Origin of the sequence: Austwickia chelonae NBRC 105200, from assembly GCF_000298175.1 — a bacterium.
GTDB classification, from domain to species: domain Bacteria; phylum Actinomycetota; class Actinomycetes; order Actinomycetales; family Dermatophilaceae; genus Austwickia; species Austwickia chelonae.
On the sequence record NZ_BAGZ01000008.1, the window covers coordinates 390,651 to 412,018 of the forward strand.

Annotated in this window: 35 protein-coding genes and 1 pseudogene; 34 read left to right on the forward strand and 2 right to left on the reverse strand. The window is 58.2% G+C overall.

All coding sequences use genetic code 11. The features are described 5' to 3' along the window. The first annotated feature begins 11 nt into the window (after positions 1-11). The 31 genes from rplC to truA all read left to right on the forward strand — a co-directional run bounded on the left by rplC (position 12) and on the right by truA (position 17,845). Positions 12-668 (forward strand): 50S ribosomal protein L3, encoded by a 657-nt coding sequence (gene rplC, locus AUCHE_RS08400; RefSeq protein ID WP_006502854.1) that lies wholly within the window; start codon positions 12-14, stop codon positions 666-668. Between the two features lie 4 nt (positions 669-672). After that, positions 673-1,329, forward strand: a complete 657-nt coding sequence (rplD, locus tag AUCHE_RS08405) for a 50S ribosomal protein L4 (RefSeq protein ID WP_006502855.1) — start codon at positions 673-675, stop codon at positions 1,327-1,329. Further along, positions 1,326-1,628 (forward strand): 50S ribosomal protein L23, encoded by a 303-nt coding sequence (rplW, locus tag AUCHE_RS08410; RefSeq protein ID WP_006502856.1) that lies wholly within the window; start codon positions 1,326-1,328, stop codon positions 1,626-1,628. Before rplD ends, rplW begins: the two co-directional genes overlap by 4 nt. 24 nt (positions 1,629-1,652) lie before the next feature. Beyond that, positions 1,653-2,489 (forward strand): 50S ribosomal protein L2, encoded by an 837-nt coding sequence (gene rplB, locus AUCHE_RS16180; RefSeq protein ID WP_006502857.1) that lies wholly within the window; start codon positions 1,653-1,655, stop codon positions 2,487-2,489. 15 nt (positions 2,490-2,504) lie between these two features. Then, the gene (gene rpsS, locus AUCHE_RS08415; RefSeq protein ID WP_006502858.1) at positions 2,505-2,786 is read left to right on the forward strand and encodes a 30S ribosomal protein S19; all 282 of its coding nucleotides are present in this window, start codon (positions 2,505-2,507) and stop codon (positions 2,784-2,786) included. A gap of 26 nt (positions 2,787-2,812) precedes the next feature. Beyond that, positions 2,813-3,181, forward strand: a complete 369-nt coding sequence (gene rplV / locus AUCHE_RS08420; protein ID WP_006502859.1) for a 50S ribosomal protein L22 — start codon at positions 2,813-2,815, stop codon at positions 3,179-3,181. Continuing rightward, positions 3,181-4,011, forward strand: a complete 831-nt coding sequence (gene rpsC / locus AUCHE_RS08425; protein ID WP_006502860.1) for a 30S ribosomal protein S3 — start codon at positions 3,181-3,183, stop codon at positions 4,009-4,011. The genes rplV and rpsC overlap by 1 nt, the downstream gene beginning before the upstream one ends. After that, positions 4,011-4,430 (forward strand): 50S ribosomal protein L16, encoded by a 420-nt coding sequence (rplP, locus tag AUCHE_RS08430; protein WP_006502861.1) that lies wholly within the window; start codon positions 4,011-4,013, stop codon positions 4,428-4,430. Before rpsC ends, rplP begins: the two co-directional genes overlap by 1 nt. Continuing rightward, positions 4,430-4,657, forward strand: coding sequence for a 50S ribosomal protein L29 (gene rpmC / locus AUCHE_RS08435; protein ID WP_006502862.1), 228 nt, complete (start codon positions 4,430-4,432; stop codon positions 4,655-4,657). Before rplP ends, rpmC begins: the two co-directional genes overlap by 1 nt. Further along, a complete protein-coding gene (rpsQ, locus tag AUCHE_RS08440; RefSeq protein ID WP_006502863.1) occupies positions 4,657-4,944 on the forward strand; it encodes a 30S ribosomal protein S17 in 288 nt (95 codons plus the stop codon). The genes rpmC and rpsQ overlap by 1 nt, the downstream gene beginning before the upstream one ends. 118 nt (positions 4,945-5,062) lie before the next feature. Then, on the forward strand, positions 5,063-5,431 hold the full coding sequence (gene rplN / locus AUCHE_RS08445) for a 50S ribosomal protein L14 (protein ID WP_006502864.1): 369 nt from the start codon (positions 5,063-5,065) through the stop codon (positions 5,429-5,431). A gap of 4 nt (positions 5,432-5,435) precedes the next feature. Then, positions 5,436-5,801, forward strand: coding sequence for a 50S ribosomal protein L24 (rplX, locus tag AUCHE_RS08450; RefSeq protein ID WP_006502865.1), 366 nt, complete (start codon positions 5,436-5,438; stop codon positions 5,799-5,801). Next, positions 5,801-6,370 carry a 50S ribosomal protein L5 gene (gene rplE / locus AUCHE_RS08455; RefSeq protein ID WP_006502866.1) on the forward strand — a complete coding sequence of 190 codons (570 nt, stop codon included), beginning with the start codon at positions 5,801-5,803 and terminating at the stop codon, positions 6,368-6,370. Before rplX ends, rplE begins: the two co-directional genes overlap by 1 nt. A gap of 2 nt (positions 6,371-6,372) precedes the next feature. After that, positions 6,373-6,558 carry a type Z 30S ribosomal protein S14 gene (locus AUCHE_RS08460; protein WP_006502867.1) on the forward strand — a complete coding sequence of 62 codons (186 nt, stop codon included), beginning with the start codon at positions 6,373-6,375 and terminating at the stop codon, positions 6,556-6,558. A gap of 85 nt (positions 6,559-6,643) precedes the next feature. Continuing rightward, complete coding sequence (gene rpsH, locus AUCHE_RS08465; protein ID WP_006502868.1) at positions 6,644-7,042, forward strand: 30S ribosomal protein S8; 399 nt, start codon at positions 6,644-6,646, stop codon at positions 7,040-7,042. A 22-nt stretch (positions 7,043-7,064) separates the two neighbouring features. Then, positions 7,065-7,604, forward strand: a complete 540-nt coding sequence (gene rplF / locus AUCHE_RS08470; RefSeq protein WP_006502869.1) for a 50S ribosomal protein L6 — start codon at positions 7,065-7,067, stop codon at positions 7,602-7,604. A 3-nt stretch (positions 7,605-7,607) separates the two neighbouring features. Next, positions 7,608-7,982, forward strand: a complete 375-nt coding sequence (gene rplR / locus AUCHE_RS08475; RefSeq protein ID WP_006502870.1) for a 50S ribosomal protein L18 — start codon at positions 7,608-7,610, stop codon at positions 7,980-7,982. A 40-nt stretch (positions 7,983-8,022) separates the two neighbouring features. Continuing rightward, positions 8,023-8,676: a 30S ribosomal protein S5 gene (rpsE, locus tag AUCHE_RS08480; protein WP_006502871.1), complete on the forward strand. Its 654-nt coding sequence runs from the start codon at positions 8,023-8,025 to the stop codon at positions 8,674-8,676. After that, positions 8,676-8,858 carry a 50S ribosomal protein L30 gene (gene rpmD, locus AUCHE_RS08485; RefSeq protein WP_040321845.1) on the forward strand — a complete coding sequence of 61 codons (183 nt, stop codon included), beginning with the start codon at positions 8,676-8,678 and terminating at the stop codon, positions 8,856-8,858. The genes rpsE and rpmD overlap by 1 nt, the downstream gene beginning before the upstream one ends. A 2-nt stretch (positions 8,859-8,860) precedes the next feature. Then, positions 8,861-9,343 (forward strand): 50S ribosomal protein L15, encoded by a 483-nt coding sequence (gene rplO, locus AUCHE_RS08490; RefSeq protein WP_006502873.1) that lies wholly within the window; start codon positions 8,861-8,863, stop codon positions 9,341-9,343. 141 nt (positions 9,344-9,484) lie between these two features. Continuing rightward, positions 9,485-10,795, forward strand: coding sequence for a preprotein translocase subunit SecY (gene secY / locus AUCHE_RS08495; RefSeq protein ID WP_006502874.1), 1,311 nt, complete (start codon positions 9,485-9,487; stop codon positions 10,793-10,795). 173 nt (positions 10,796-10,968) lie between these two features. Continuing rightward, entirely contained in the window at positions 10,969-11,574 is a 606-nt protein-coding gene (locus tag AUCHE_RS16185; protein WP_006502875.1) for an adenylate kinase, read from the forward strand. Next, positions 11,571-12,419: a type I methionyl aminopeptidase gene (gene map / locus AUCHE_RS16190; RefSeq protein ID WP_006502876.1), complete on the forward strand. Its 849-nt coding sequence runs from the start codon at positions 11,571-11,573 to the stop codon at positions 12,417-12,419. The genes AUCHE_RS16185 and map overlap by 4 nt, the downstream gene beginning before the upstream one ends. A gap of 261 nt (positions 12,420-12,680) precedes the next feature. Continuing rightward, positions 12,681-12,902: a translation initiation factor IF-1 gene (infA, locus tag AUCHE_RS08500; RefSeq protein WP_006502877.1), complete on the forward strand. Its 222-nt coding sequence runs from the start codon at positions 12,681-12,683 to the stop codon at positions 12,900-12,902. A 135-nt stretch (positions 12,903-13,037) separates the two neighbouring features. Next, positions 13,038-13,151 carry a 50S ribosomal protein L36 gene (gene rpmJ / locus AUCHE_RS16195; protein ID WP_006592630.1) on the forward strand — a complete coding sequence of 38 codons (114 nt, stop codon included), beginning with the start codon at positions 13,038-13,040 and terminating at the stop codon, positions 13,149-13,151. Between the two features lie 183 nt (positions 13,152-13,334). Then, entirely contained in the window at positions 13,335-13,712 is a 378-nt protein-coding gene (gene rpsM, locus AUCHE_RS08505) for a 30S ribosomal protein S13 (RefSeq protein WP_006502878.1), read from the forward strand. A gap of 210 nt (positions 13,713-13,922) precedes the next feature. Next, the gene (gene rpsK / locus AUCHE_RS08510) at positions 13,923-14,330 is read left to right on the forward strand and encodes a 30S ribosomal protein S11 (RefSeq protein ID WP_006502879.1); all 408 of its coding nucleotides are present in this window, start codon (positions 13,923-13,925) and stop codon (positions 14,328-14,330) included. Positions 14,331-14,365: 35 nt separating this feature from the next. Continuing rightward, a complete protein-coding gene (gene rpsD / locus AUCHE_RS08515; RefSeq protein WP_006502880.1) occupies positions 14,366-14,974 on the forward strand; it encodes a 30S ribosomal protein S4 in 609 nt (202 codons plus the stop codon). Between the two features lie 338 nt (positions 14,975-15,312). Next, entirely contained in the window at positions 15,313-16,329 is a 1,017-nt protein-coding gene (locus tag AUCHE_RS08520; RefSeq protein WP_006502881.1) for a DNA-directed RNA polymerase subunit alpha, read from the forward strand. 59 nt (positions 16,330-16,388) lie between these two features. Further along, complete coding sequence (rplQ, locus tag AUCHE_RS08525; protein WP_006502882.1) at positions 16,389-16,823, forward strand: 50S ribosomal protein L17; 435 nt, start codon at positions 16,389-16,391, stop codon at positions 16,821-16,823. 125 nt (positions 16,824-16,948) lie between these two features. After that, entirely contained in the window at positions 16,949-17,845 is an 897-nt protein-coding gene (truA, locus tag AUCHE_RS16200) for a tRNA pseudouridine(38-40) synthase TruA (RefSeq protein ID WP_006502883.1), read from the forward strand. On the opposite strand, the gene AUCHE_RS17495 is transcribed toward truA, so the two are convergent. Together AUCHE_RS17495 and AUCHE_RS17845 are read right to left on the reverse strand one after the other, a co-directional pair. Continuing rightward, the gene (locus AUCHE_RS17495; RefSeq protein WP_245706836.1) at positions 17,842-18,153 is read right to left on the reverse strand and encodes a hypothetical protein; all 312 of its coding nucleotides are present in this window, start codon (positions 18,151-18,153) and stop codon (positions 17,842-17,844) included. The two genes, truA and AUCHE_RS17495, sit on opposite strands and share 4 nt — an antisense overlap. Positions 18,154-18,186: 33 nt before the next feature. Next, a pseudogene (locus AUCHE_RS17845) lies at positions 18,187-18,591 on the reverse strand (winged helix-turn-helix domain-containing protein); the annotation flags it as partial. 91 nt (positions 18,592-18,682) lie between these two features. Here AUCHE_RS17845 and rplM point away from each other — a divergent pair. The 3 genes from rplM (at position 18,683) to glmM (ending at position 21,365) form a co-directional block, all read left to right on the forward strand. Further along, positions 18,683-19,126, forward strand: a complete 444-nt coding sequence (gene rplM / locus AUCHE_RS08540; protein ID WP_006502885.1) for a 50S ribosomal protein L13 — start codon at positions 18,683-18,685, stop codon at positions 19,124-19,126. Between the two features lie 42 nt (positions 19,127-19,168). Then, positions 19,169-19,663: a 30S ribosomal protein S9 gene (gene rpsI, locus AUCHE_RS08545; protein WP_006502886.1), complete on the forward strand. Its 495-nt coding sequence runs from the start codon at positions 19,169-19,171 to the stop codon at positions 19,661-19,663. Between the two features lie 343 nt (positions 19,664-20,006). Further along, positions 20,007-21,365 carry a phosphoglucosamine mutase gene (gene glmM / locus AUCHE_RS08550; protein ID WP_006502887.1) on the forward strand — a complete coding sequence of 453 codons (1,359 nt, stop codon included), beginning with the start codon at positions 20,007-20,009 and terminating at the stop codon, positions 21,363-21,365. The last annotated feature ends 3 nt before the right edge of the window (positions 21,366-21,368 follow it).

A 21,368-nucleotide genomic window follows, 5' to 3' on the forward strand; every position in this document is an offset into this window, starting at 1 on the left:
AGGACGCACCCATGACTAACGCTGCTGAGCGCACCGTCACCGGCGTGCTGGGCGAGAAGCTCGGGATGACCCAGGTCTGGGACGCCGAGAACCGCCTCGTGCCCGTGACCGTCATCAAGGCCGGCCCGTGCGTCGTGACCCAGGTCCGCACTCCCGAGACCGACGGCTACGGCGCTGTCCAACTCGGCTTCGGCGCGATTGACCCTCGCAAGGTCAATAAGCCGGAGACGGGTCATTTCACCAAGGCGGGAGTTACCCCCCGTCGCTACCTGGTGGAAATCCGCACTGCGAATGCAAGTGAATACACCCCCGGTCAAGAACTGACCGTTGAGGCTTTCGAGGCCGGCGCTAAGGTCGATGTCTCCGGAACCACCAAGGGTAAAGGCTTCGCTGGTGTAATGAAGCGGCACGGTTTTGCCGGTGTCAGCGCTTCACATGGTGCCCACCGCAACCACCGTAAGCCGGGCTCAATCGGCGCCTGTGCTACTCCGGCGCGCGTCTTCAAGGGCGTCCGGATGGCTGGTCGCATGGGTGGAGTCCGCCAGACCACGCAGAACCTGACGATCCACGCCGTGGACGCCGAGAAGGGCCTGCTGCTCATCAAGGGCGCCATTCCTGGCCCCCGTGGCGGCGTCGTCCTCGTTCGCACGGCTGCCAAGGGAGCCTGACGACATGACGACCATCGATATCCTTAACGCCGAAGGCCAGAAGAGCGGCTCTATTGAGCTCCCCTCTGAGCTTTTTGATGTGCAGACGAATGTTCCGTTGATTCACCAGGTTGTTGTGGCACAGCTTGCGGCTGCACGCCAAGGAACCCACGCCACGAAAACTCGAGGCGAAGTGCGCGGTGGTGGCAAGAAGCCCTACCGCCAGAAGGGGACCGGACGGGCACGGCAGGGTTCGACGCGTGCGCCACAGTTCGCGGGCGGTGGCACGGTCCACGGGCCGCAGCCTAGGGACTACGCCCAGCGCACCCCCAAGAAGATGAAAGTTGCTGCTCTTCGTGGAGCTCTTTCTGACCGTGCGCGTCACGGCCGGATCCACTGTGTGAGCAGTTTCGTTGAGGGCGATGCTCCGTCGACCAAGGTCGCTGCCAGCCTCCTCAATAAGCTGACCGAGCGGCGCAACCTGCTTGTGGTTCTCGGGCGCGACGAAGAGGTATCACTTCGTAGCATTCGGAACATCGAAGCGGTGCACTGCCTGGCTGCTGACCAGCTGAACACCTATGACGTGCTGTGTGCGGACGACATCGTCTTCTCGGAAGCCGCTCTCCGTTCCTTCATCACTGGCCCGGTCAAGGTCGCTAAGGACGAGGAGCAGAGCAAGTGAGCATCCTGAACAAGGACCCGCACGACATCCTCATCGCGCCGGTCGTTTCTGAGAAGTCGTACAGCTTGATGGACGAAGGCAAGTACACCTTTGTCGTCGATCCGCGGGCTAACAAAACTGAGATCAAGATCGCTGTCGAGCGTGTATTCAATGTCAAGGTCGCTTCGGTGAACACCTTGAACCGTCAGGGCAAGGCCCGCCGTACACGGTTCGGAGTCGGTCGTCGCAAGGACACAAAGCGCGCAATCGTCACGCTTAGGGAAGGCTCGATCGACATCTTCGGCACGGCGAGCGCCTGAGCTACGAGGACGAAGGACTAGACAATGGGTATCCGCAAATACAAGCCGACGACCCCGGGGCGTCGCGGCGCGAGCGTGGCCGACTTTGTCGAGATCACACGCTCTACGCCGGAGAAATCCCTTGTGCGTCCACTGGCGAAAACCGGTGGCCGTAACAACCAGGGTCGTATCACGACACGTCACATCGGTGGTGGGCATAAGCGCGCCTATCGTGTGATTGATTTCCGTCGTCATGACAAGGACGGCATTCCTGCCAAGGTCGCGCACATTGAGTACGACCCCAACCGCACCGCTCGCATTGCGCTGCTGCATTATGCGGATGGGGAAAAGCGATACATCTTGGCACCTAACAAGTTGCAGCAAGGTGACCGGATTGAGAACGGTCCGGGAGCTGACATCAAGCCCGGTAACAACATGCCGATGCGTAACATTCCTGTCGGTACGGTTATCCACGCGATTGAGCTTCGCCCAGGTGGCGGAGCCAAGATCGCGCGAAGTGCTGGTGCACGAGTGCAGCTTGTAGCCAAAGACGGGCCCTATGCCCAGCTGCGTATGCCTTCTGGTGAGATCCGTAACGTTGATGTTCGCTGCCGCGCCACAGTTGGTGAGGTCGGCAACGCCGAGCAGAGCAACATCAATTGGGGTAAAGCAGGCCGCATGCGATGGAAGGGTAAGCGACCCACCGTTCGAGGCGTGGTCATGAACCCGGTTGACCACCCGCACGGCGGTGGAGAGGGTCGTACTTCTGGTGGACGTAACCCGGTGAGCCCGTGGGGCCAGCCTGAGGGACGTACTCGTCACCCGAAGAAAGAAAGCGACAAACTAATAGTCCGTCGTCGCCGGACCGGCAAGAAGCGCTGATAGGAGCCTGGAGACATGCCGCGTAGCCTGAAGAAGGGCCCTTTCATCGATGACCACCTGCAGAAAAAGGTGGACGTCGCCAATGAGAGCGGGAGCAAGAACGTCATCAAGACGTGGTCTCGTCGCTCTGTAATCGCGCCGGACTTTCTCGGACACACGTTCGCCGTTCACGACGGTCGTAAGCACGTTCCTGTGTTTGTGACTGAGTCCATGGTCGGTCATAAACTCGGCGAGTTTGCCCCGACCCGGACGTTCAAAGGTCACGTGAAGGATGACAAGAAGGGGCGTCGTCGCTGATGCCTACTGACAGCAAGGACAACGTGATGGAAGCCAAGGCGCAGGCGCGCAATGTGCGCGTCACGCCCATGAAGGCCCGCCGTGTCGTGGACCTCATCCGAGGAAAGCGAGCCGTAGAAGCGCTGGCAGTGCTGCAGTTTGCGCCGCAGTCAGCTAGCGAGCCTGTTCGTAAACTGCTTGCATCGGCTATTGCTAATGCACGTTTCCAGTCCGACAAGACTGCGATGCCTTTTGACGAGAGCCAGCTCGTTATCAGCTCGGCCTACGTTGATGAAGGCCCCACGATGAAGCGGTTCCAGCCTCGAGCTCAAGGGCGGGCCTACCGAATCAATAAGCGAACTTGTCATATCACGCTCGTCGTGAGCCAGCTGGAGAACAAGGGAGGTGCCCGCTGATGGGTCAGAAAGTTAACCCGCACGGCTTCCGGCTTGGTATCACGACTGACCACAAAAGCCGTTGGTTCGCGGACAGCACGAAGAACGGACAGCGTTACCGTGATTACGTCAAAGAAGACGTAGCTATTCGTCGACTGATGTCGACCGGCATGGAGCGCGCTGGCATCAGCAAAGTTGAGATTGAGCGCACTCGGGACCGAGTGCGTGTGGACATTCACACTGCGCGCCCGGGCATCGTGATTGGCCGCCGTGGAGCAGAGGCGGATCGTATCCGGAGTGAGCTTGAAAAGCTCACTGGGAAGCAGGTTCAGCTGAACATTCTCGAGGTGAAGAACCCCGAGATGGATGCTCAGCTTGTTGCTCAAGGTATTGCCGAGCAGCTGTCGGCTCGAGTCTCTTTCCGTCGCGCTATGCGTAAAGGAATGCAGTCTTCTTTGCGCGCTGGCGCAAAGGGTATCCGCGTCCAGTGTTCTGGCCGCTTGGGTGGGGCTGAGATGAGCCGCTCGGAGTTCTACCGAGAAGGGCGCGTTCCGCTGCATACATTGCGTGCCCAGATTGATTACGGCTTCTACGAGGCAAAGACCACTTTCGGTCGTATCGGCGTGAAGGTGTGGATCTATAAGGGCGATATGACCGCTAAGGAGCTGGCAGCTCAGCAGGCGTCTGCTCCTGGTCGGCCGTCTCGTGGTGCACGTGGAGACCGCCCGTCCCGGGGGCGGCGCCAGAGTGGTGACCGCAGCAGCCAGCGTCAAAGCAACGATTCCGCAGCTGCTAATGCTTCCGCCGTTGGGGAAGCGCCTGCGCCTGTTTCTGAAGGGGCTGAATCCTGATGCTGATTCCGCGTCGCGTCAAACACCGTAAGCAGCACCACCCGGATCGACACGGACAGGCTAAGGGCGGTACAACAATCGCCTTCGGCGAGTTTGGTATCCAGGCTATGGAACCTGCTTATGTCACCAACAGACAGATCGAGTCTGCCCGTATCGCTATGACGCGATACATCAAGCGTGGTGGAAAGGTGTGGATTAATATCTACCCGGACCGTCCGCTGACGAAAAAACCTGCAGAAACTCGGATGGGTTCCGGTAAGGGATCTCCTGAGTGGTGGGTGGCGAATGTGAAGCCAGGCCGAGTCATGTTCGAGCTTTCTGGCGTGTCCGAGGAGGTTGCGCGCGAAGCTATGCGTCTCGCAATGCACAAACTCCCGATGAAGTGCCGTTTCGTTCGGCGTGAGGGTGGTGACAACTGATGGCGATTGGTTCCAAGGACCTTGCTCCTGAGACCCTGCGTGAGCTCTCTGACGAGAAGCTCGTCGATGAACTTCGCAAAGCCAAAGAAGAGCTCTTCAACCTTCGGTTCCAGTCGGCGACAGGGCAGCTGGAAAGCCACGGTCGGCTGCGTGCGGTGCGGCGCGATATCGCACGGATCTACACGATCATGCGTGAGCGTGAGCTGAACATCGGAGGGGCCGAGTGATGGCTGAGAACAAGGAGAGCACCGTGGAGGCCTTGGAGCGTAGCGCTCGTAAGACGGCCCAGGGCTATGTGGTCAGCGACAAGATGGACAAGACTGTTGTCGTCGAAGTTGAAGACCGCGTGAAGCATCCTCTCTACGGCAAGGTCATGCGTCGGACCAGCAAGCTGAAGGCGCACGATGCCCAGAACGAGTGTGGCGTCGGCGACCGCGTGCTGTTGATGGAGACTCGGCCGCTGTCTGCTACCAAGAGGTGGCGGGTCGTGGAGATTCTCGAGCGCGCTAAGTAAGCCTCCCGTGGTGGGGCTAGAACGAATTTTTCTGGCCCCACCACGAACCACAAGATCCGTTCCGCAAGGCTCGACCGTATTAAGGCGGAGAGAACCAGCGCGACGACAGGAGTGAGAAGTGATTCAGCAGGAGTCGCGACTGCGTGTCGCCGACAACACGGGTGCGAAGGAGATTCTCTGCATCCGTGTTCTCGGAGGCTCTGGTCGGCGGTATGCCGGCGTGGGAGACGTCATCGTTGCAACGGTGAAGGATGCCATCCCGGGTGGAAACGTCAAAAAAGGTGACGTGGTGAAGGCCGTTATCGTTCGGACGAAGAAAGAACGTCGTCGGCCTGATGGTTCCTACATTAAATTCGATGAGAATGCTGCCGTTATTCTCAAGAACGATGGCGACCCGCGAGGTACTCGCATCTTTGGCCCCGTGGGGCGTGAGCTGCGTGAGAAGAAATTCATGAAGATCATCTCGCTCGCCCCGGAGGTGCTCTGAGGCTATGGCCAAGATGAAGATTAAGAAGGGCGACCTGGTCCAGGTCATTACAGGTCGCAAGCAGGACAAAGGCGGAGACCGCGGAAAGCAAGGCAAGGTTATTGAGGTTTTCCCTGAGAGCAACCGAGTGTTGGTCGAGGGAATTAACCGAGCGACCAAGCATGTGAAACCAGGCGCCACCGCGAGCGGTTCGCGCACTGGTGGAATCATTCACGCAGAAGCGCCGATTCACGTCAGCAACGTCGCGATCGTAGACCCGGAGACAAAATCTCCGACGCGGATCAAGACGCGCATCGAGACGGTTGATCGCAACGGGCGTACTAAGACGCAGCGCGTGCGCGTGTCAGTACGTTCTGGGAAGGACCTGTGATGACTGAGAGTACGGTTTCTGTTCCTCAGGCTCGTCTTAAGCTGCGCTACCGTGAGGACATCCGTTCTGCGCTTCAGCAGGAATTTGCCTACGGCAACGTCATGCAGGTTCCCGGGGTGACCAAAGTCGTCGTCAACATGGGTGTCGGCGAAGCAGCTCGTGACAGCAAGCTTATTGAGGGCGCGGTCCGGGACCTGACTGTGATCACGGGACAAAAGCCTGTGGTTACTAAGGCCCGTAAATCAATTGCACAGTTCAAACTGCGCGAAGGAATGCCTATTGGCTGCCATGCGACATTGCGTGGCGACCGTATGTGGGAATTTCTGGACCGGCTTGTGACCGTGGCCCTGCCGCGGATCCGTGATTTCCGCGGCTTGTCACCGAAACAATTCGACGGTCGTGGAAACTACACGTTCGGCCTTAACGAACAGTCAATGTTCTATGAGATCGACCAGGATCGAATCGACCGCGTGCGTGGTATGGATATCACCATTGTCACAACCGCAACGAATGACGACGAGGGCCGTGCGTTGCTTCGCCACCTCGGCTTCCCGTTCAAGGAGAACTGATCGTGGCTAAGACTGCGCTGATCAACAAAGCGAACGCCAAGCCCAAGTTCAAGGTACGCGCCTACACCCGATGCCAGAAGTGTGGACGACCCCACTCGGTGTACCGGAAGTTCGGCTTGTGCCGTGTCTGCCTTCGGGAGATGGCACACCGTGGTGAGCTGCCCGGCGTCACCAAGAGCAGCTGGTAATCGAGACAACAAGCTTCTACACCGTAGGTCGCCCCGCGCCTGACGCGGAAGGTGAAACCCCGGTGAGGAAGGGCGGAGAAGCCCAATGACCATGACCGACCCGATTGCGGACATGCTGACGCGCGTCCGGAACGCCAATTCGGCACACCATGACACAGTGTCGATGCCGTTTTCAAAGTTGAAGTCCAACATTGCGGAAATCCTTCAGAAAGAGGGATACATCGCAAGTTGGCGTGTGGAAGAGGCGACGGTGGGCAAGACGCTCATCATCGACCTTAAGTACGGCCCGAACCGGGAACGCTCAATCGCTGGTGTCCGCCGCGTGAGCAAACCAGGGCTTCGGGTGTACGCGAAGTCGACGAATCTGCCCAAGGTTCTCGGTGGCCTCGGCGTGGCGATCATTTCCACGTCCTCAGGCCTTCTGACGGACAAGCAGGCGGCGGCTAAGGGCGTTGGCGGGGAAGTCCTCGCCTACGTCTGGTGACGGAAACCAAGGAGGAGAAGACATGTCCCGAATCGGACGACTCCCTGTCTCCGTGCCATCCGGCGTCGAAGTGACCATCGAAGGCCAGGACGTACGCGTCAAGGGGCCCAAGGGCGAGCTCAGCATTCATGTGCGCGAGCCGATTACGGTGGCGCGGTGTGACGATGGGTCCGTACAGGTCTCACGTCCTAACGACGAGCGGATGTCACGTTCTTTGCATGGGCTGACTCGCACGCTGATTAATAACATGATTATCGGCGTGACGAGCGGTTATGAAAAGAAACTGGAGATCCAGGGCACTGGTTATCGCGTATTGGCTAAAGGCTCAAACCTCGAGTTTGCCCTGGGGTACAGCCACTCTATCGTTGTCGAGCCGCCGGCTGGCATCACCTTTGCTGTTGAAGGTCCGACTAAGTTCAGCGTTGCGGGCATTGACAAGCAACTTGTGGGTGAAACTGCGGCTAACATTCGCAAGCTGCGTAAGCCTGACCCCTACAAGGGCAAGGGCGTGCGTTACGCCGGCGAAGTTGTCCGCCGCAAGGTCGGAAAGGCTGGTAAGTAAGTCATGGCCATGATCGTCAAACGCGGAAAGAGCAAGGCTGCGGCACGTACTCGGCGCCACTTCCGCCTCCGGAAGAAAATATCCGGTACTGCTCAGCAGCCGCGTATGGTAGTGACTCGTTCATCGCGCCACGTCTTCGTTCAGATCGTCGATGACGTTGTCGGTAAGACACTTGCATCGGCTTCGACGATGGAAGCGGACCTGCGCGGCATGGAGGGCGACAAAACCGCTAAGGCTAAGAAGGTCGGCGAGTTGCTTGCCCAGCGTGCGAAGGACGCTGGGATCTCGTCAGTGGTCTTCGACCGTGGCGGTAACAAGTACCACGGACGTATCGCAGCTATTGCTGACGGTGCACGCGAGGGCGGCCTAGCGTTGTGATGGCTGTCATGACTATGAACTACGAGAAGAGGATCGACTGATGGCTGGACCCCAGCGCCGAGGCACTGGCGCCGGTGCCGCCGGTGGCTCCGACCGTGCCGGCGGCGACCGCAACGAGCGAGGCGACCGTCGTGGCCGCGACCGTGACAACCGCCGTGGCGGGCAGGACGACGCCCGTAATCAGTATGTTGAGCGAGTCGTCACGATCAACCGTGTCTCGAAGGTCGTCAAAGGTGGCCGTCGTTTCAGCTTCACTGCACTTGTCGTAGTGGGGGATGGCGAAGGAACCGTTGGTGTCGGCTACGGCAAGGCGAAGGAAGTACCTGCAGCAATTGCTAAGGGTGTCGAGGAAGCAAAAAAGGCTTTCTTCAAGGTTCCTCGTATCCAAGGCACCATTCCTCACCCTGTTCAGGGTGAAGCTGCCGCTGGTGTTGTCTTGCTGCGCCCCGCAGCGCCGGGTACCGGTGTGATTGCTGGCGGTCCTGTGCGAGCGGTACTGGAATGTGCAGGGATCAGTGATGTGTTGTCTAAGTCTCTCGGTTCGGACAACGCGATCAATATTGTCCACGCGACTGTGGAAGCTCTGAAGGGTCTTGAACGGCCTGAGAGCGTCGCTGCTCGCCGAGGCCTGCCGCTTGAGGACGTGGCCCCTGCAGCATTGCTCCGAGCACGAGCTGCTGGAGCTGGTGCGTGATGGCTCGTTTGAAGGTGACTCAGATCCGTTCTGAGATCGGTGGCAAACAGAACCAGCGTGAGACCTTGCGTACTCTGGGACTGAAGCGCATCGGAGATTGCGTCGTCAAAGAGGACCGTCCTGAAATCCGCGGGATGGTCCGTACGGTCATGCATCTAGTGACCGTCGAGGAGGTTGACTGACCGTGGCAGCTCATGACAAATCTGCCGAGGAGAAGGTGACCGGGCACGCGCTCAAAGTTCACCATCTCCGCCCTGCCCCTGGAGCCAAGACCGCTAAGACTCGCGTCGGCCGCGGTGAAGGAAGCAAGGGTAAGACTGCTGGCCGAGGAACCAAGGGTACGAAGGCTCGCTACCAGGTACCTGAGCGCTTCGAAGGTGGTCAGATGCCCCTTCATATGCGCTTGCCGAAGCTCCGAGGATTTAAGAACCCTTTCCGTACCGAGTATCAGGTAGTGAACCTGGACCGTATCTCTGCGCTCTTCCCCGAAGGCGGAGAGATCACGGTTGAGGGCCTTGTCGCTAAGGGAGCGGTTCGTTCTGGACACCTGGTCAAGGTTCTCGGTGATGGCGAGATCACCGTCAAGGTGGACATCTCAGCGCACAAGTTCTCAACTTCTGCGAAGGAAAAGATCGAGGCAGCTGGCGGAACCGTAACGCAGCTCTGACGAGCCCGGGACTGGGAAGCCACCGCTACATAACACCCCGGGTGCCGGGTACACCGGACCCGGGGTGTTATCGTCCCCAGAGATGTTAAGCGTGCCTGCCTCCTATGAGCGGCAGGTGTGCACCCCTCACCAGGAGGATTCGTGCTCACGGCCTTCGCCCGAGCGTTTAAAACGCCCGATCTGCGTAAGAAGCTCCTTTTCACCTTCTTCATCATGGCTATTTTCCGACTAGGCTCTTTTGTGCCGACTCCAGGAATTAGCTATAAAGAAGTTCAAAAGTGTCAAGCTCACGGTGGGGGAGCTAACCAGCTTCTCGGCCTAGCTGATTTGTTCAGTGGTGGCGCGCTGCTTCAGCTATCAATATTCGCCCTTGGAATCATGCCGTATATTACGGCAAGTATTATTGTTCAGCTGCTTACTGTTGTGATCCCTCGATTTGAAACCCTTAAGCAAGAAGGGCAGTCGGGGCAGTCGAAGCTGACTCAATATACGCGATATCTGACTATCGCACTTGCTTTTCTTCAGGGATCCACATTCGTTACTTTCGCACATAACCCTCAGGCGCTCTTTGGTGGGAACTGCCTCAACATCATGGCGGATAATAACTGGTGGACGCCAGTTATTATGATCCTCACCATGGCGGCGGGCACTGGTCTGATCATGTGGATGGGGGAGCTCATTACGGAGCGAGGGATCGGTAACGGGATGTCCTTGCTCATCTTTACTTCAATCGCCGCGCGTTTTCCGAGTTCGCTTTGGTCGATCAAGGAGCGCGATGGAAAGTGGGGCACCTTTCTTCTGGTGATTGTTATCGGGCTGGCCATTATTGCTGCGGTTGTATTCGTAGAGCAGTGTCAGCGAAGGATTCCGGTGACATACGCCAAACGCATGGTCGGTCGGCGAATGTATGGTGGCACGACCACTTATATTCCTTTAAAGGTGAACCAGGCTGGCGTTATTCCGGTGATCTTTGCTTCTTCGCTGTTGGCTATCCCTGGGTTGATTGTTCAGTTCCAGCGAGCGAGTGCTGAACGGCCAGAGTGGGTAAATTGGCTTGAGGCAAATGTGGTTTCGCAACACAGTCCGATTCATATCGGCCTCTATACCGCATTGATTATCCTTTTCACTTTCTTCTATGTGTCGATTTCATTTAATCCGGATGAGGTCGCTGACAATATGAAGCGCTACGGTGGTTTCATACCAGGCTATAGGGCTGGGCGGCCAACTGCGGAATATTTGCGTTATGTGTTGAATCGCATCACCGTGCCCGGAGCGCTCTACTTGGCGGTTATCTCGTTGATTCCGATTGTGGCTTTCGTGATGCTCAATGCAGACCAGAACTTCCCCTTCGGAGGCACTTCGCTGTTGATCATCGTGGGTGTCGGTCTCGAGACCGTCAAACAGATTGAGTCACAGCTGCAACAGCGACACTATGAAGGTTTCTTGCGCTGACGCGCTTGTTCCCTCTCCGGGCAGGGTTCTCTTCGTGAAGAGGATCCTGCCCGTCTCGTTCCGCGCGAATACGTGTGTATGAACACGGAACGGTTGAAGAACGTACTAAGATTCCCGTCGAGATGTGCGGGGTCAGTGGGTGCTGATCAGCGCTTTCGGAAGGAGATTCAGCGTTGCGACTATTGCTTCTCGGCCCCCCCGGGGCCGGTAAAGGTACACAGGCTGCTCGGATTTCGGAAGCCTTGGGGATTCCGGCAATTTCGACTGGTGATATATTCCGAAACCATATCAAAGAGCGGACCTCTTTGGGCCAGAAGGTCCAGTCGATCATTGAATCTGGGCATTTCGTCCCCGATGAAGTCACGAATGAGATTGTTTTTAAGCGACTTCAGGAGAGGGATGCTGAGGGGGGTTACCTCTTAGATGGGTATCCTCGCACTGTCGAACAGGCTTGGGCTCTTCGCGAGTATCACTGGGCTCGTGAGGTTGATTTAGATCACGTCATCGAACTTATCGTCCCCGATGAGATATTGGTATCGAGGCTTTTGAAACGATCTGAGATCGAGGGGCGAGCTGATGATACTGAAGACGTGATCAGGGAGAGGATGAAAGTCTACAAGGCTGAAACTATTCCTATTTCTGATATGGCTCGTTCTCGTGGGCTATTACGCGAGATCGATGGGACGGGAAGCGTAGAAGACGTGTTCCGCAGGTGTATGGAGGTTTTGGCTGTAGAAGCTCCGAAACCTCCGCGCCCTACCCGTGAGGGTGGTAAATGATGTTCGGGCGCCGCGAAGTTCTTGAGCCGAAAACTCGTGAGCAGATTCTGATGATGCGACATGCTGGTCTTGTTGTACATGCAGCATTAGCTACCGTGCAGGATCAGGCCCAGTCTGGAATTACAACTCTTGAGTTGGATGAAATTGCTCGTTCAGTGATTTTATCCAAGGGGGGAATGCCATCTTTTCCAGGTGTTCCTGGATATGAACACACCTTGTGCATTAGCGTAAATCATGCTGTTGTTCACGGGATTCCGAATGATAAAAAACTTGCCGATGGGGATCTGGTCTCAGTTGACTGTGGTGCGATCGTGGATGGATGGCATGGCGATTCTGCGGTGAGTTTTATTGTAGGTGGAAGAGCTTCAGCCTCTGAAAAAGCGCTAGCCTTGATGGATTCAACTGAATCTAGCTTGTGGGCTGGGATTGCAGCTTTAAAGATCGACGGAGTTTTGAATGATGTCGGCGGTGCAATCGAAGATGAAATTGATCGGCTTGCTGACATCCATGATCTAGATATGGCCATAGTTGACGGCTATACCGGGCACGGTATCGGCCGAGAAATGCATATGGCGCCTGATGTCTACAACTATCGGATTAAAGGACGCACTCCGAAGGTATGTGAAGGTGCGACTATTGCTATTGAACCGATGGTTGCGCTGGGGAGTGGTGACACTTCCGTCTTGGAGGACGGCTGGACAGTCGTAACCGCTGATGGGGGTCTTGCGGCGCATTGGGAACATACGGTCGCGGTGACTGAAGCCGGGGTGTGGGTTCTCACTGCTGAGGACGGAGGAAAGTCCCGGCTTGGATCCATGGGCGTTAGATGCGGTCATCTTGACTGACTCTGCCTCCGCGGCCAGCTGAACTAGGGCCTAGCAGGAGACTACTGTGTGGTGATTTCATCTTCCTGGGCGGCTGCACTAGACTTGACCTTCGGCACCTTTCTGCTTTCAAGTTGCAGGCGCGTTCAGTGACGCCCAGAGAGTGACAACGACGTTGACTCGCTGGTTGCTTGCTACCAGGAGATGCCAGACAGCCGGGTGTGCCCGGAGGGTGCTCAATCGTTCGATTAGAGCGACTGAGCTAAACGGATTGCGGAGGACATGGCCAAGAAGGACGGTGTCATCGAGATCGAGGGAACGATCGTTGAAGCTCTGCCGAACGCGATGTTTCGGGTTGAGCTCTCGAACGGTCACAAGGTTCTCGCTCATATCTCGGGCAAGATGCGTCAGCACTACATCCGGATCCTCCCTGAGGACCGGGTGGTCGTCGAGTTGAGCCCCTATGACCTGTCTCGGGGCCGTATCGTGTTCCGTTACCGTTGAGCGACACCCGCTAGTCGCTTGCTTCGCCGCCTAGGTGGAGATGCAGGCGTCAATTCCAACCCACCACAGGTTCAAGGACTGCGTTGTGAATGCTCTTAACAAGGTCCTGGACCCAGATCTGAAGACAGCAGGCAGATGAAGGTTCAGCCCAGCGTCAAGAAGATCTGCGACAAGTGCAAGGTGATCCGCCGTAACGGGCGAGTCATGGTGATCTGCGAAAACCTGCGTCATAAGCAGCGTCAAGGCTGATCTACCAGTTTTCTTGTACGTCGTCGTTTGATCTACTCAAGTGACGCGACAAAATCGCACACTTGCAACACCCGGCCCCGGATCCATGATCCGGATGTCACCCCCGGCACGGAGGCCGAGGACCAACAGCAGTTGGGACGGTGTTGCTCCAGACCTCCGTACTGATCAGGAGATTCGTACCGAATGGCACGTCTTGTAGGAGTCGACCTGCCGCGTGAAAAGCGCGTGGAGATCGCACTCACTTACATTTTCGGTGTGGGCCGTACTCGCGCGAAGCAAGCTGTCGAAGCTGCTGGTGTGGATCCGTCCACACGTGTGAAGGACCTCACCGAGACCGATCTCGTCAATCTGCGTGACTTCCTCGAGGGAAACTTCAAGCTTGAGGGAGATCTGCGCCGTGAGGTGGCGGCCGATATTCGCCGCAAGGTGGAGATCGGAAGCTATCAGGGGCTCCGGCACCGCAGGGGTCTTCCGGTGCGCGGGCAGCGCACGAAGACTAATGCGCGTACGCGCAAGGGGCCGAAGCGCACCGTCGCCGGAAAGAAAAAGGCTGGTAGGTAATTCGCTCAGGCCGCTTTGCGGCTTGCGGGATATATCACCAATATGGGTTTTCTTTTGGCGCTTAGTTTTGCGACTTCTCGTCGCAGACAGGCCAGGGAGGACCAGAAGCTCTGGTTTTTATCCTGTTGAAGGGATGAGAGGCCAGGTCGGCCTTTTTGAAGACCGCGCGCAACAGCTAGATCACACACTTCGCACGCAGGAGATCACTACATGCCTCCGAAGAGCCGCATGGCGGCAGGCGCCAAAAAGGTGCGCCGCAAGGAGAAGAAAAACGTTGCCCACGGGCACGCTCACATTAAGAGCACGTTCAACAACACGATCGTGTCTATTACCGATCCCACAGGAGCTGTTATTTCCTGGGCTTCTGCAGGACAGGTCGGGTTCAAGGGCTCCCGAAAATCTACGCCTTTCGCTGCCCAGATGGCTGCAGAAGCAGCAGCCCGCCGGGCTATGGAACACGGCATGCGGAAGGTGGATGTTTTCGTTAAAGGGCCTGGATCAGGACGCGAGACGGCTATCCGGTCGCTGACCGCTACAGGCCTGGAAGTCGGTGCCATCAGCGATGTCACGCCGACTCCGCACAACGGTGTCCGCCCGCCCAAGCGTCGTCGCGTTTGAGCTGCGAGTAGCGAAGACAAGGAGAGAACGACACCATGGCTCGTTACACCGGCCCAATCACCAAGAAGTCTCGCCGCCTGAAGACCGACCTTGTCGGCGGTGACAAGAACTTCGAGAACCGTCCATTCCCCCCCGGTCAGCATGGCCGCGGTCGTATCCAGGAGAAGGAATATCTCCACCAGCTCCAGGAGAAGCAGAAGGCTCGCTTCACCTACGGGGTGATGGAGAAGCAGTTCCGCGGCTACTACGAGGAAGCTGTCCGCAAGTCTGGTAAGACCGGCGAGAACCTCCTGCAGATCCTCGAGTCCAGGCTCGACAACGTGATTTACCGTGCTGGGCTTGCCCGAACTCGTCGCGCTGCGCGCCAGCTGGTGACGCACGGCCATTTCCTGGTCAACGGGACACGCGTTGATGTTCCCAGTTACCGGGTAAGCCAGTACGACATCATCGATGTTCGTCCGAAGAGCAGGGAAACCTTCCCGATCGAACTGGCCCGACAGACCTATGGAGAGCGGCCAGTTCCTGCCTGGATGAAGGTTGTTCCTGGCACACTGCAGATTCTCATCCATCAGCTTCCTGTCCGGGAACAGATCGACACGGTGCTCACCGAGCAGCTGATTGTCGAGCTCTACTCGAAGAACTGATCACTGCTGAGCTTGAGATGGACAGTTTTTCACATGATTTCTGTTGGGATGTTGAGCAGAACTTCTGTGGCCTGTCTCAAATGACAAGGGGATGGGCACGCGCCTTCAAGTGCGTGCCCATCCCTTAAGCACTGACATCACCGACAATAAAGTTCTAGCTCTAGGTTTCGAGAGATTTCTAGTTCTGAATTGGAACTCGAAAATTCTGTTCGCGGCCGGGGTACCTTTGATTGTCTTTCTCAGGTGCGTTGCGTGGACAGAGGCGCGACGTAGCGCCGGGGGCAGGGCCCGGCATACGTGAACTTCATATAGCGGTGGTTCACGGGAAGGATATCGACGTGCTTATCGCACAGCGGCCCATCCTCTCTGAGGAGGTCCTCTCGGACTCGCGCTCTCGGTTCGTTATTGAACCACTGGAGCCGGGATTCGGTTACACGCTTGGCAACTCACTTCGGCGGACCTTGCTTTCCAGCATCCCCGGCGCTGCAGTGACAAGCATCCGGATTGATGGTGTACTCCATGAGTTCACCACCATCCCGGGTGTTAAGGAAGATGTCACTGAGCTCATTTTGAATATCAAAGGTCTTGTGGTTTCCAGTGAGCATGACGAACCTGTCGTTATGTATTTGCGGAAGCAGGGCCCTGGTGCAGTGACTGCTGCTGATATCGCGCCTCCCGCCGGGGTTGAGGTGCATAATCCTGACCTGCACTTGGCCACGCTGAATGACAAGGCCAAGATCGAGATGGAACTCACCGTAGAACGCGGACGCGGGTACGTTTCGGCGCATCAGAACAAGTCAGGCGACCAGGAGATTGGTCGCATTCCGGTTGACTCGATCTATTCTCCGGTATTGACGGTCACCTATCGAGTGGAAGCCACCCGAGTCGAGCAGCGTACCGACTTCGACAAGCTTGTGGTCGATGTCGAGACGAAGAACTCAATGGCTCCGAGAGATGCTCTGGCCTCCGCAGGAAAGACCCTCGTGGAGCTTTTCGGGTTGGCGAGGGAATTGAATGTCGAAGCCGAAGGCATCGACATGGGACCGTCTCCTACGGATGCGGCTCTGGCAGCAGATCTGGCATTGCCGATCGAAGACCTCGATCTCACCGTGCGCTCGTACAACTGCCTCAAACGTGAAGGTATCCACACCGTCGGAGAGCTTGTCGGGCGTAGCGAAGCCGATTTGCTTGACATCCGGAACTTCGGTGCGAAGTCGATCGATGAGGTGAAAGCCAAGCTCGTCGGGATGGGTCTAGCCCTCAAGGACAGCCCGCCTGGATTCGACCCTGCAGCAATCGTCGACCGTTATGACGACGACGAGGACTCGGCTTTCGCCGAGGATGAGCAGTACTGACCGACATCAGCGACTGACCGCAGTCACGCGGATCGGTCAGCAGACCCACAGGAGATTTCATGCCTACCCCCACGAAGGGACCTCGTCTCGGCGGCGGTCCTGCGCACGAACGCCTTATGCTGGCGAACCTGGCTACGGCCCTTTTCGAGCATGACAAGATCACGACCACCGAGGCCAAGGCCAAGCGCCTTCGTCCGCTCGCGGAGAGGCTTATCACCTTCTCTAAGCGTGGCGATCTGCACGCGCGTCGACGTGTGCTGACTGTGGTCCGGGATAAGGGCGTCGTCCACCGGCTTTTCACCGAGATCGCCCCTGACATGGCCGAACGCCCGGGCGGTTACACCCGTATTACGAAGATTGGTCCTCGTAAAGGTGACAACGCGCCGATGGCTGTGATCGAGCTCGTCCGTGAGCCTTACTCGCCGAAGGTTGCCACGGTGAAGGAAGCGGAAGCCGCGACAAAGCGTGCGGCCAAAGACGCCGAGAAGGACTGAGCATCGACCTAGTTCTTTCAGGAGCAGATCTGTCCTGCTCAGCACCGAGGGTGCTGCCGCACTGACCAGTGCAGCAGCACCCTCGGTATTTTCCCGGGAAGATGATGGTGCGCGAGGACGAACAGATGGAGGAAGCCATGGAGGCCGAAGGATCCCCTGAGAGGGCGCACATCTCTACCGTCCGATTGCGATTAGATTTCTCCTACGACGGGACTGGTTTCTCCGGCTGGGCCGCGCAGCCTGGCCTGCGAACCGTGCAGAGCGAGCTCACTCGTGCGTTGCAGACAATCCTTCGAACGGACATATCGAAGCTCACTATCGCCGGACGCACCGACGCCGGAGTCCACGCGCGAGGCGCTGTCGCTCACGTCGATGTACCTTCCGAAGCCTACGAAAGACTTCCTGGCCGATCAGACCGGATGCCGGCTGAAGCTGCAGCAACTCGACTGGCAGGAGTCCTCCCACCGGATATCGTCATCGACCACGTCAAAGTCGCACCCCCCGGCTTCGACGCCAGGTTCTCTGCCGTGCAACGACGGTATTCGTACCGGATCGCCGACCCCTCAGGTCGGCGAGATCCTCTACGCCGGCATGACACGGTTTTTCATCGTCGATCTCTAGACCTTGTCAGACTCAACAGCGAAGCCCGATCGTTGGAAGGCTTGGCAGACTTTGCTGCTTTCTGTAAGAAACGAGAAGGGGCTACCACCATCCGGCATCTCAAGCACTACTCCTGGGCACGGGGAAAGGACGGTGTTCTGGAGGCGACTGTCATCGCAGATGCTTTCTGCCACTCGATGGTTCGTTCCCTGGTCGGCGTAGTTATTCCTGTAGCTGAAGGCCGCAGGGAAGTCGGCTGGGCTCAGACGGTGCTGCAATCCGGCACGCGTCACTCCGAGGTAACTGTGATGCCGCCCCACGGGCTAGTGCTGGAGGAAGTGCTCTATCCCGAGGATGCTGAGCTCGCCGCGCGAGCGGAAGCGGCCAGGTCATTGCGGACATTGTCAGATGGGCCGGTCTAGAAGCGATTGGGACGGTCGACAGGTAGGGCTGCGACATAAACCACGACTCGTTTCGCCTGAGGGTTGCCAGCGCCGACACGTCGATATCGTTCCAGAAGATCGGAGAGATCCGCGCGGAGTGAAGCCAATTGTTCGCTGCTGACCAGGACGAGATGATCTTCAAGCCCGGCGAACTCCTGCCATTCGGGAGACCAGTCGGGAGATCGCGAGATCCACTCCTGGGCTTTTTCTGAGAAGTGCTGGACGTAATCGCGGGCCAGCCACTCCATGGCAGCTTCGGTGCTCTCGTCCTCAGCTGCGATCTCCACCGACCGTCCTTCTGTCTGGGCTTGCCAGACGCGTCGCCGACCGGCTCCAGCACCGGTGTCGACCACAAGTTCGGCCTGCTCAAGCTTGCGGAGGTGGTAGCTCGTGACGCCTGTATTGGTACTCAACGCTCGTGCCAGGTCTGCAGAAGTGGACGGGCCGAGAGACCGCAACTCCGACAACAGTCGAGAACGCAGCGGGTGCGCCAGTACACGTAATGCTTGAGCGTCAACAGGGCTCGCTGGCTCGTCAGGGTGCATGTCAGGGGCATCATCGTGTGCGGGCATGCTCCAGCATAGCCGTTCTGCATACTTTCTATGCATAAAACTTCTGCAGATGACTTCGTGGGAGGCGATTTTATGACGAATGCAGAGGTCAAGAGCTTGGTGTTTGAGTTTTGGGGGTGAGTTGCGTGCCGGTATCCTTGAAGCGTTGTGCATTTGCGGCCGTACGGTCGCGCAGGGCTGACGCGAGAGCGGCGCCCGCACGACCCCCACGCTGAGCAATCACGAGAGAAAGCAAGGCTGTTCCGTGCGTACTTACACCCCTAAGCCGGGCGACGTCGACCGGGCCTGGCATGTCATCGACGCGACGGACGTAGTCCTCGGCCGCCTCGCGTCGCAGGCCGCGGTTCTGCTGCGCGGCAAGCACAAGCCGACCTTCGCGCCGCACATCGACACCGGCGACTTCGTCATCATCATCAACGCCGACAAGGTGGCACTCACCGGCTCCAAGCTGGCGCAGAAGAAGGCCTACCACCACTCGGGTTACCCGGGCGGACTCCGTTCCACCTCCTACACCGAGCTCATGGCCAAGTCGCCGGAGCGTGCTGTCGAGAAGGCGATTCGGGGCATGCTCCCCAAGAATTCCCTCGCGCGTCAGCAGCTGAGCAAGCTGAAGGTATACGCGGGCGACGCCCACCCCCACCAGGCCCAGAAGCCGGTGCCCTTCGAGATTTCGCAGGTCGCGCAGTAATCAGCCGCGCGCTGACCTGACGCCCAGAACACGAGGAGAACCGTGTCCGACATCACCACTGAGCTCGAGCTCGACGAGCCCGCGCTGTCCGAATACACCACCGAATCCGATGCCAGCCTTGAGGCTCCGGTGCAGCGTCCGTCCGCATCTGCGCCGGGTTCCGCGACTGGCCGTCGCAAGCAGGCCATCGCTCGGGTCCGCATCGTCCCGGGGACGGGGGAATGGAAGATCAATGGCCGTTCCCTGGAAGACTATTTCCCGAACAAGGTTCATCAGCAGATCGTCAACGAACCTCTTAAGGTGCTTGAACTCGATGGATCGTACGACGTGCTCGTCCGTGTCCATGGAGGGGGTCCCTCCGGTCAGGCCGGAGCTGTCCGCCTCGGTGTGGCCCGCAGTCTGAACGAGGTTGACGCCGAGCTGAACCGCCCCGCGCTGAAGAAGGCTGGATTCCTCACCCGGGACGCTCGTGTTCCCGAGCGCAAGAAGGCCGGACTCAAGAAGGCGCGCAAGGCTCCCCAGTACTCCAAGCGCTGATTTCTGCACCACAGGGCTGGCAACTGGATATCCCCGCGCAGAAATTTATTTTGTGCATTTGAGCTGTATGGCAACTGCCCTTGTTCATATGAAGTCAGATGCCATCCGCTCGGCGGGGCAGGTTTGGTTGCTGCCTATATGTCTGGAAAGAGTAGTGCTTCGTCAATAGGGCGTGCTCTCTTCTCGGGGGTCGCATCCGCGCCATGGCGCGGATGCGACCCCCGTTGTCACTCAAGTTTTTTCATAAGTGGGAGAGTACCGGCCGGTGACTTTTCCAAGCTGCCCGCTAGATTGGTGCAGTGAATCGCGCGCCTCACTGGGATGAGAAGGGGAAACGCTGCTAATGGGAGCACGTCTGTTCGGTACTGACGGGGTTCGTGGCCTCGCCAACAAGGACCTGACTGCCGATCTGGCACTGAACTTGTCCGTGGCAGCCGCACGAGCGCTGGGAGACCGGGGCGCCTTCGGTGGACACCGAGCCGTTGCCGTCGTCGGCCGGGACACACGAGCTTCCGGCGAATTCCTCGGAGCCGCAGTGTGTGCAGGCTTCGCCTCCGCAGGGGTAGACGTCCTCGATGCCGGCGTTCTGCCGACACCGGCAATTGCCTACCTGACCGCTCGGATGAGTGCTTCCATGGGAGCCGTCCTGTCGGCCTCACACAACGCGATGCCGGACAACGGCATCAAATTCCTCGGCAAAGGTGGGCACAAACTCAGCGATGCCACCGAGGATGTCATCAGCACCCGGATGGGGGAGCCCTGGACCGAACGACCCCTTGGCGCGGGTGTCGGCCGTGTGCGTCCCTTCCCCGAAGGCACGGAGTTCTACATCGAACACCTGCTCACCAGCGTCCCCACCCGTTTGGACGGATTACACGTAGTCGTTGACGCCGCGCACGGGGCCGCCAGCGAGGTCGGCCCTGAGGTCTTCAAGCGAGCAGGCGCGACGGTCGACGAGATCGGAACCTCCCCCGACGGTCTGAACATCAACGACGGATATGGTTCCACCCACCTCGAGAGGCTTCAGGAAGCCGTGGTCGCTAGAGGAGCAGACCTGGGATTTGCCTGGGACGGAGACGCGGACCGCTGCCTCGCGGTTGATGCCGAAGGCAGCATCGTCGACGGTGATCAGATCATGGCCATCCTGGCGTTGGCTCTGCGGGAGCAGAACAAGCTCGTCGACGACACCCTGGTCATCACCGTGATGAGCAACCTTGGACTCATCCAGGCAATGGATCGGGAAGGCATTGTCATCCGCCAGACAGCGGTCGGTGACCGTTATGTGCTGGAGGACATGCGTGCCGGAAAATATTCCCTGGGTGGTGAACAGTCCGGCCACGTGATCATGTCCGACCACGGAACGACCGGTGACGGTGTCCTCACCGCACTTGCGATCGCCGCACGGGTCGTCGAATCAGGGCGTAGCCTTTCCGACCTGGCCTCGGTGATGCATCGTCTGCCCCAGGTCCTCATCAACGTCAAAGGCGTCGACAAAGACCGGGTACAGAGCGACGAAGGCGTACAACAAGCCGTTCATGAGATCGAAGCACAGTTCGGGAGCTCAGGCAGAGTACTCCTCCGTAAATCAGGCACCGAACCCTTGGTTCGTGTCATGGTCGAAGCAGATACCCAGGAGCGTGCCCAGGAGGCTGCGGAGCAGCTCGCCGCTGTGGTTCGTACTCGTTTGGCATTGTCTGCCTGATCC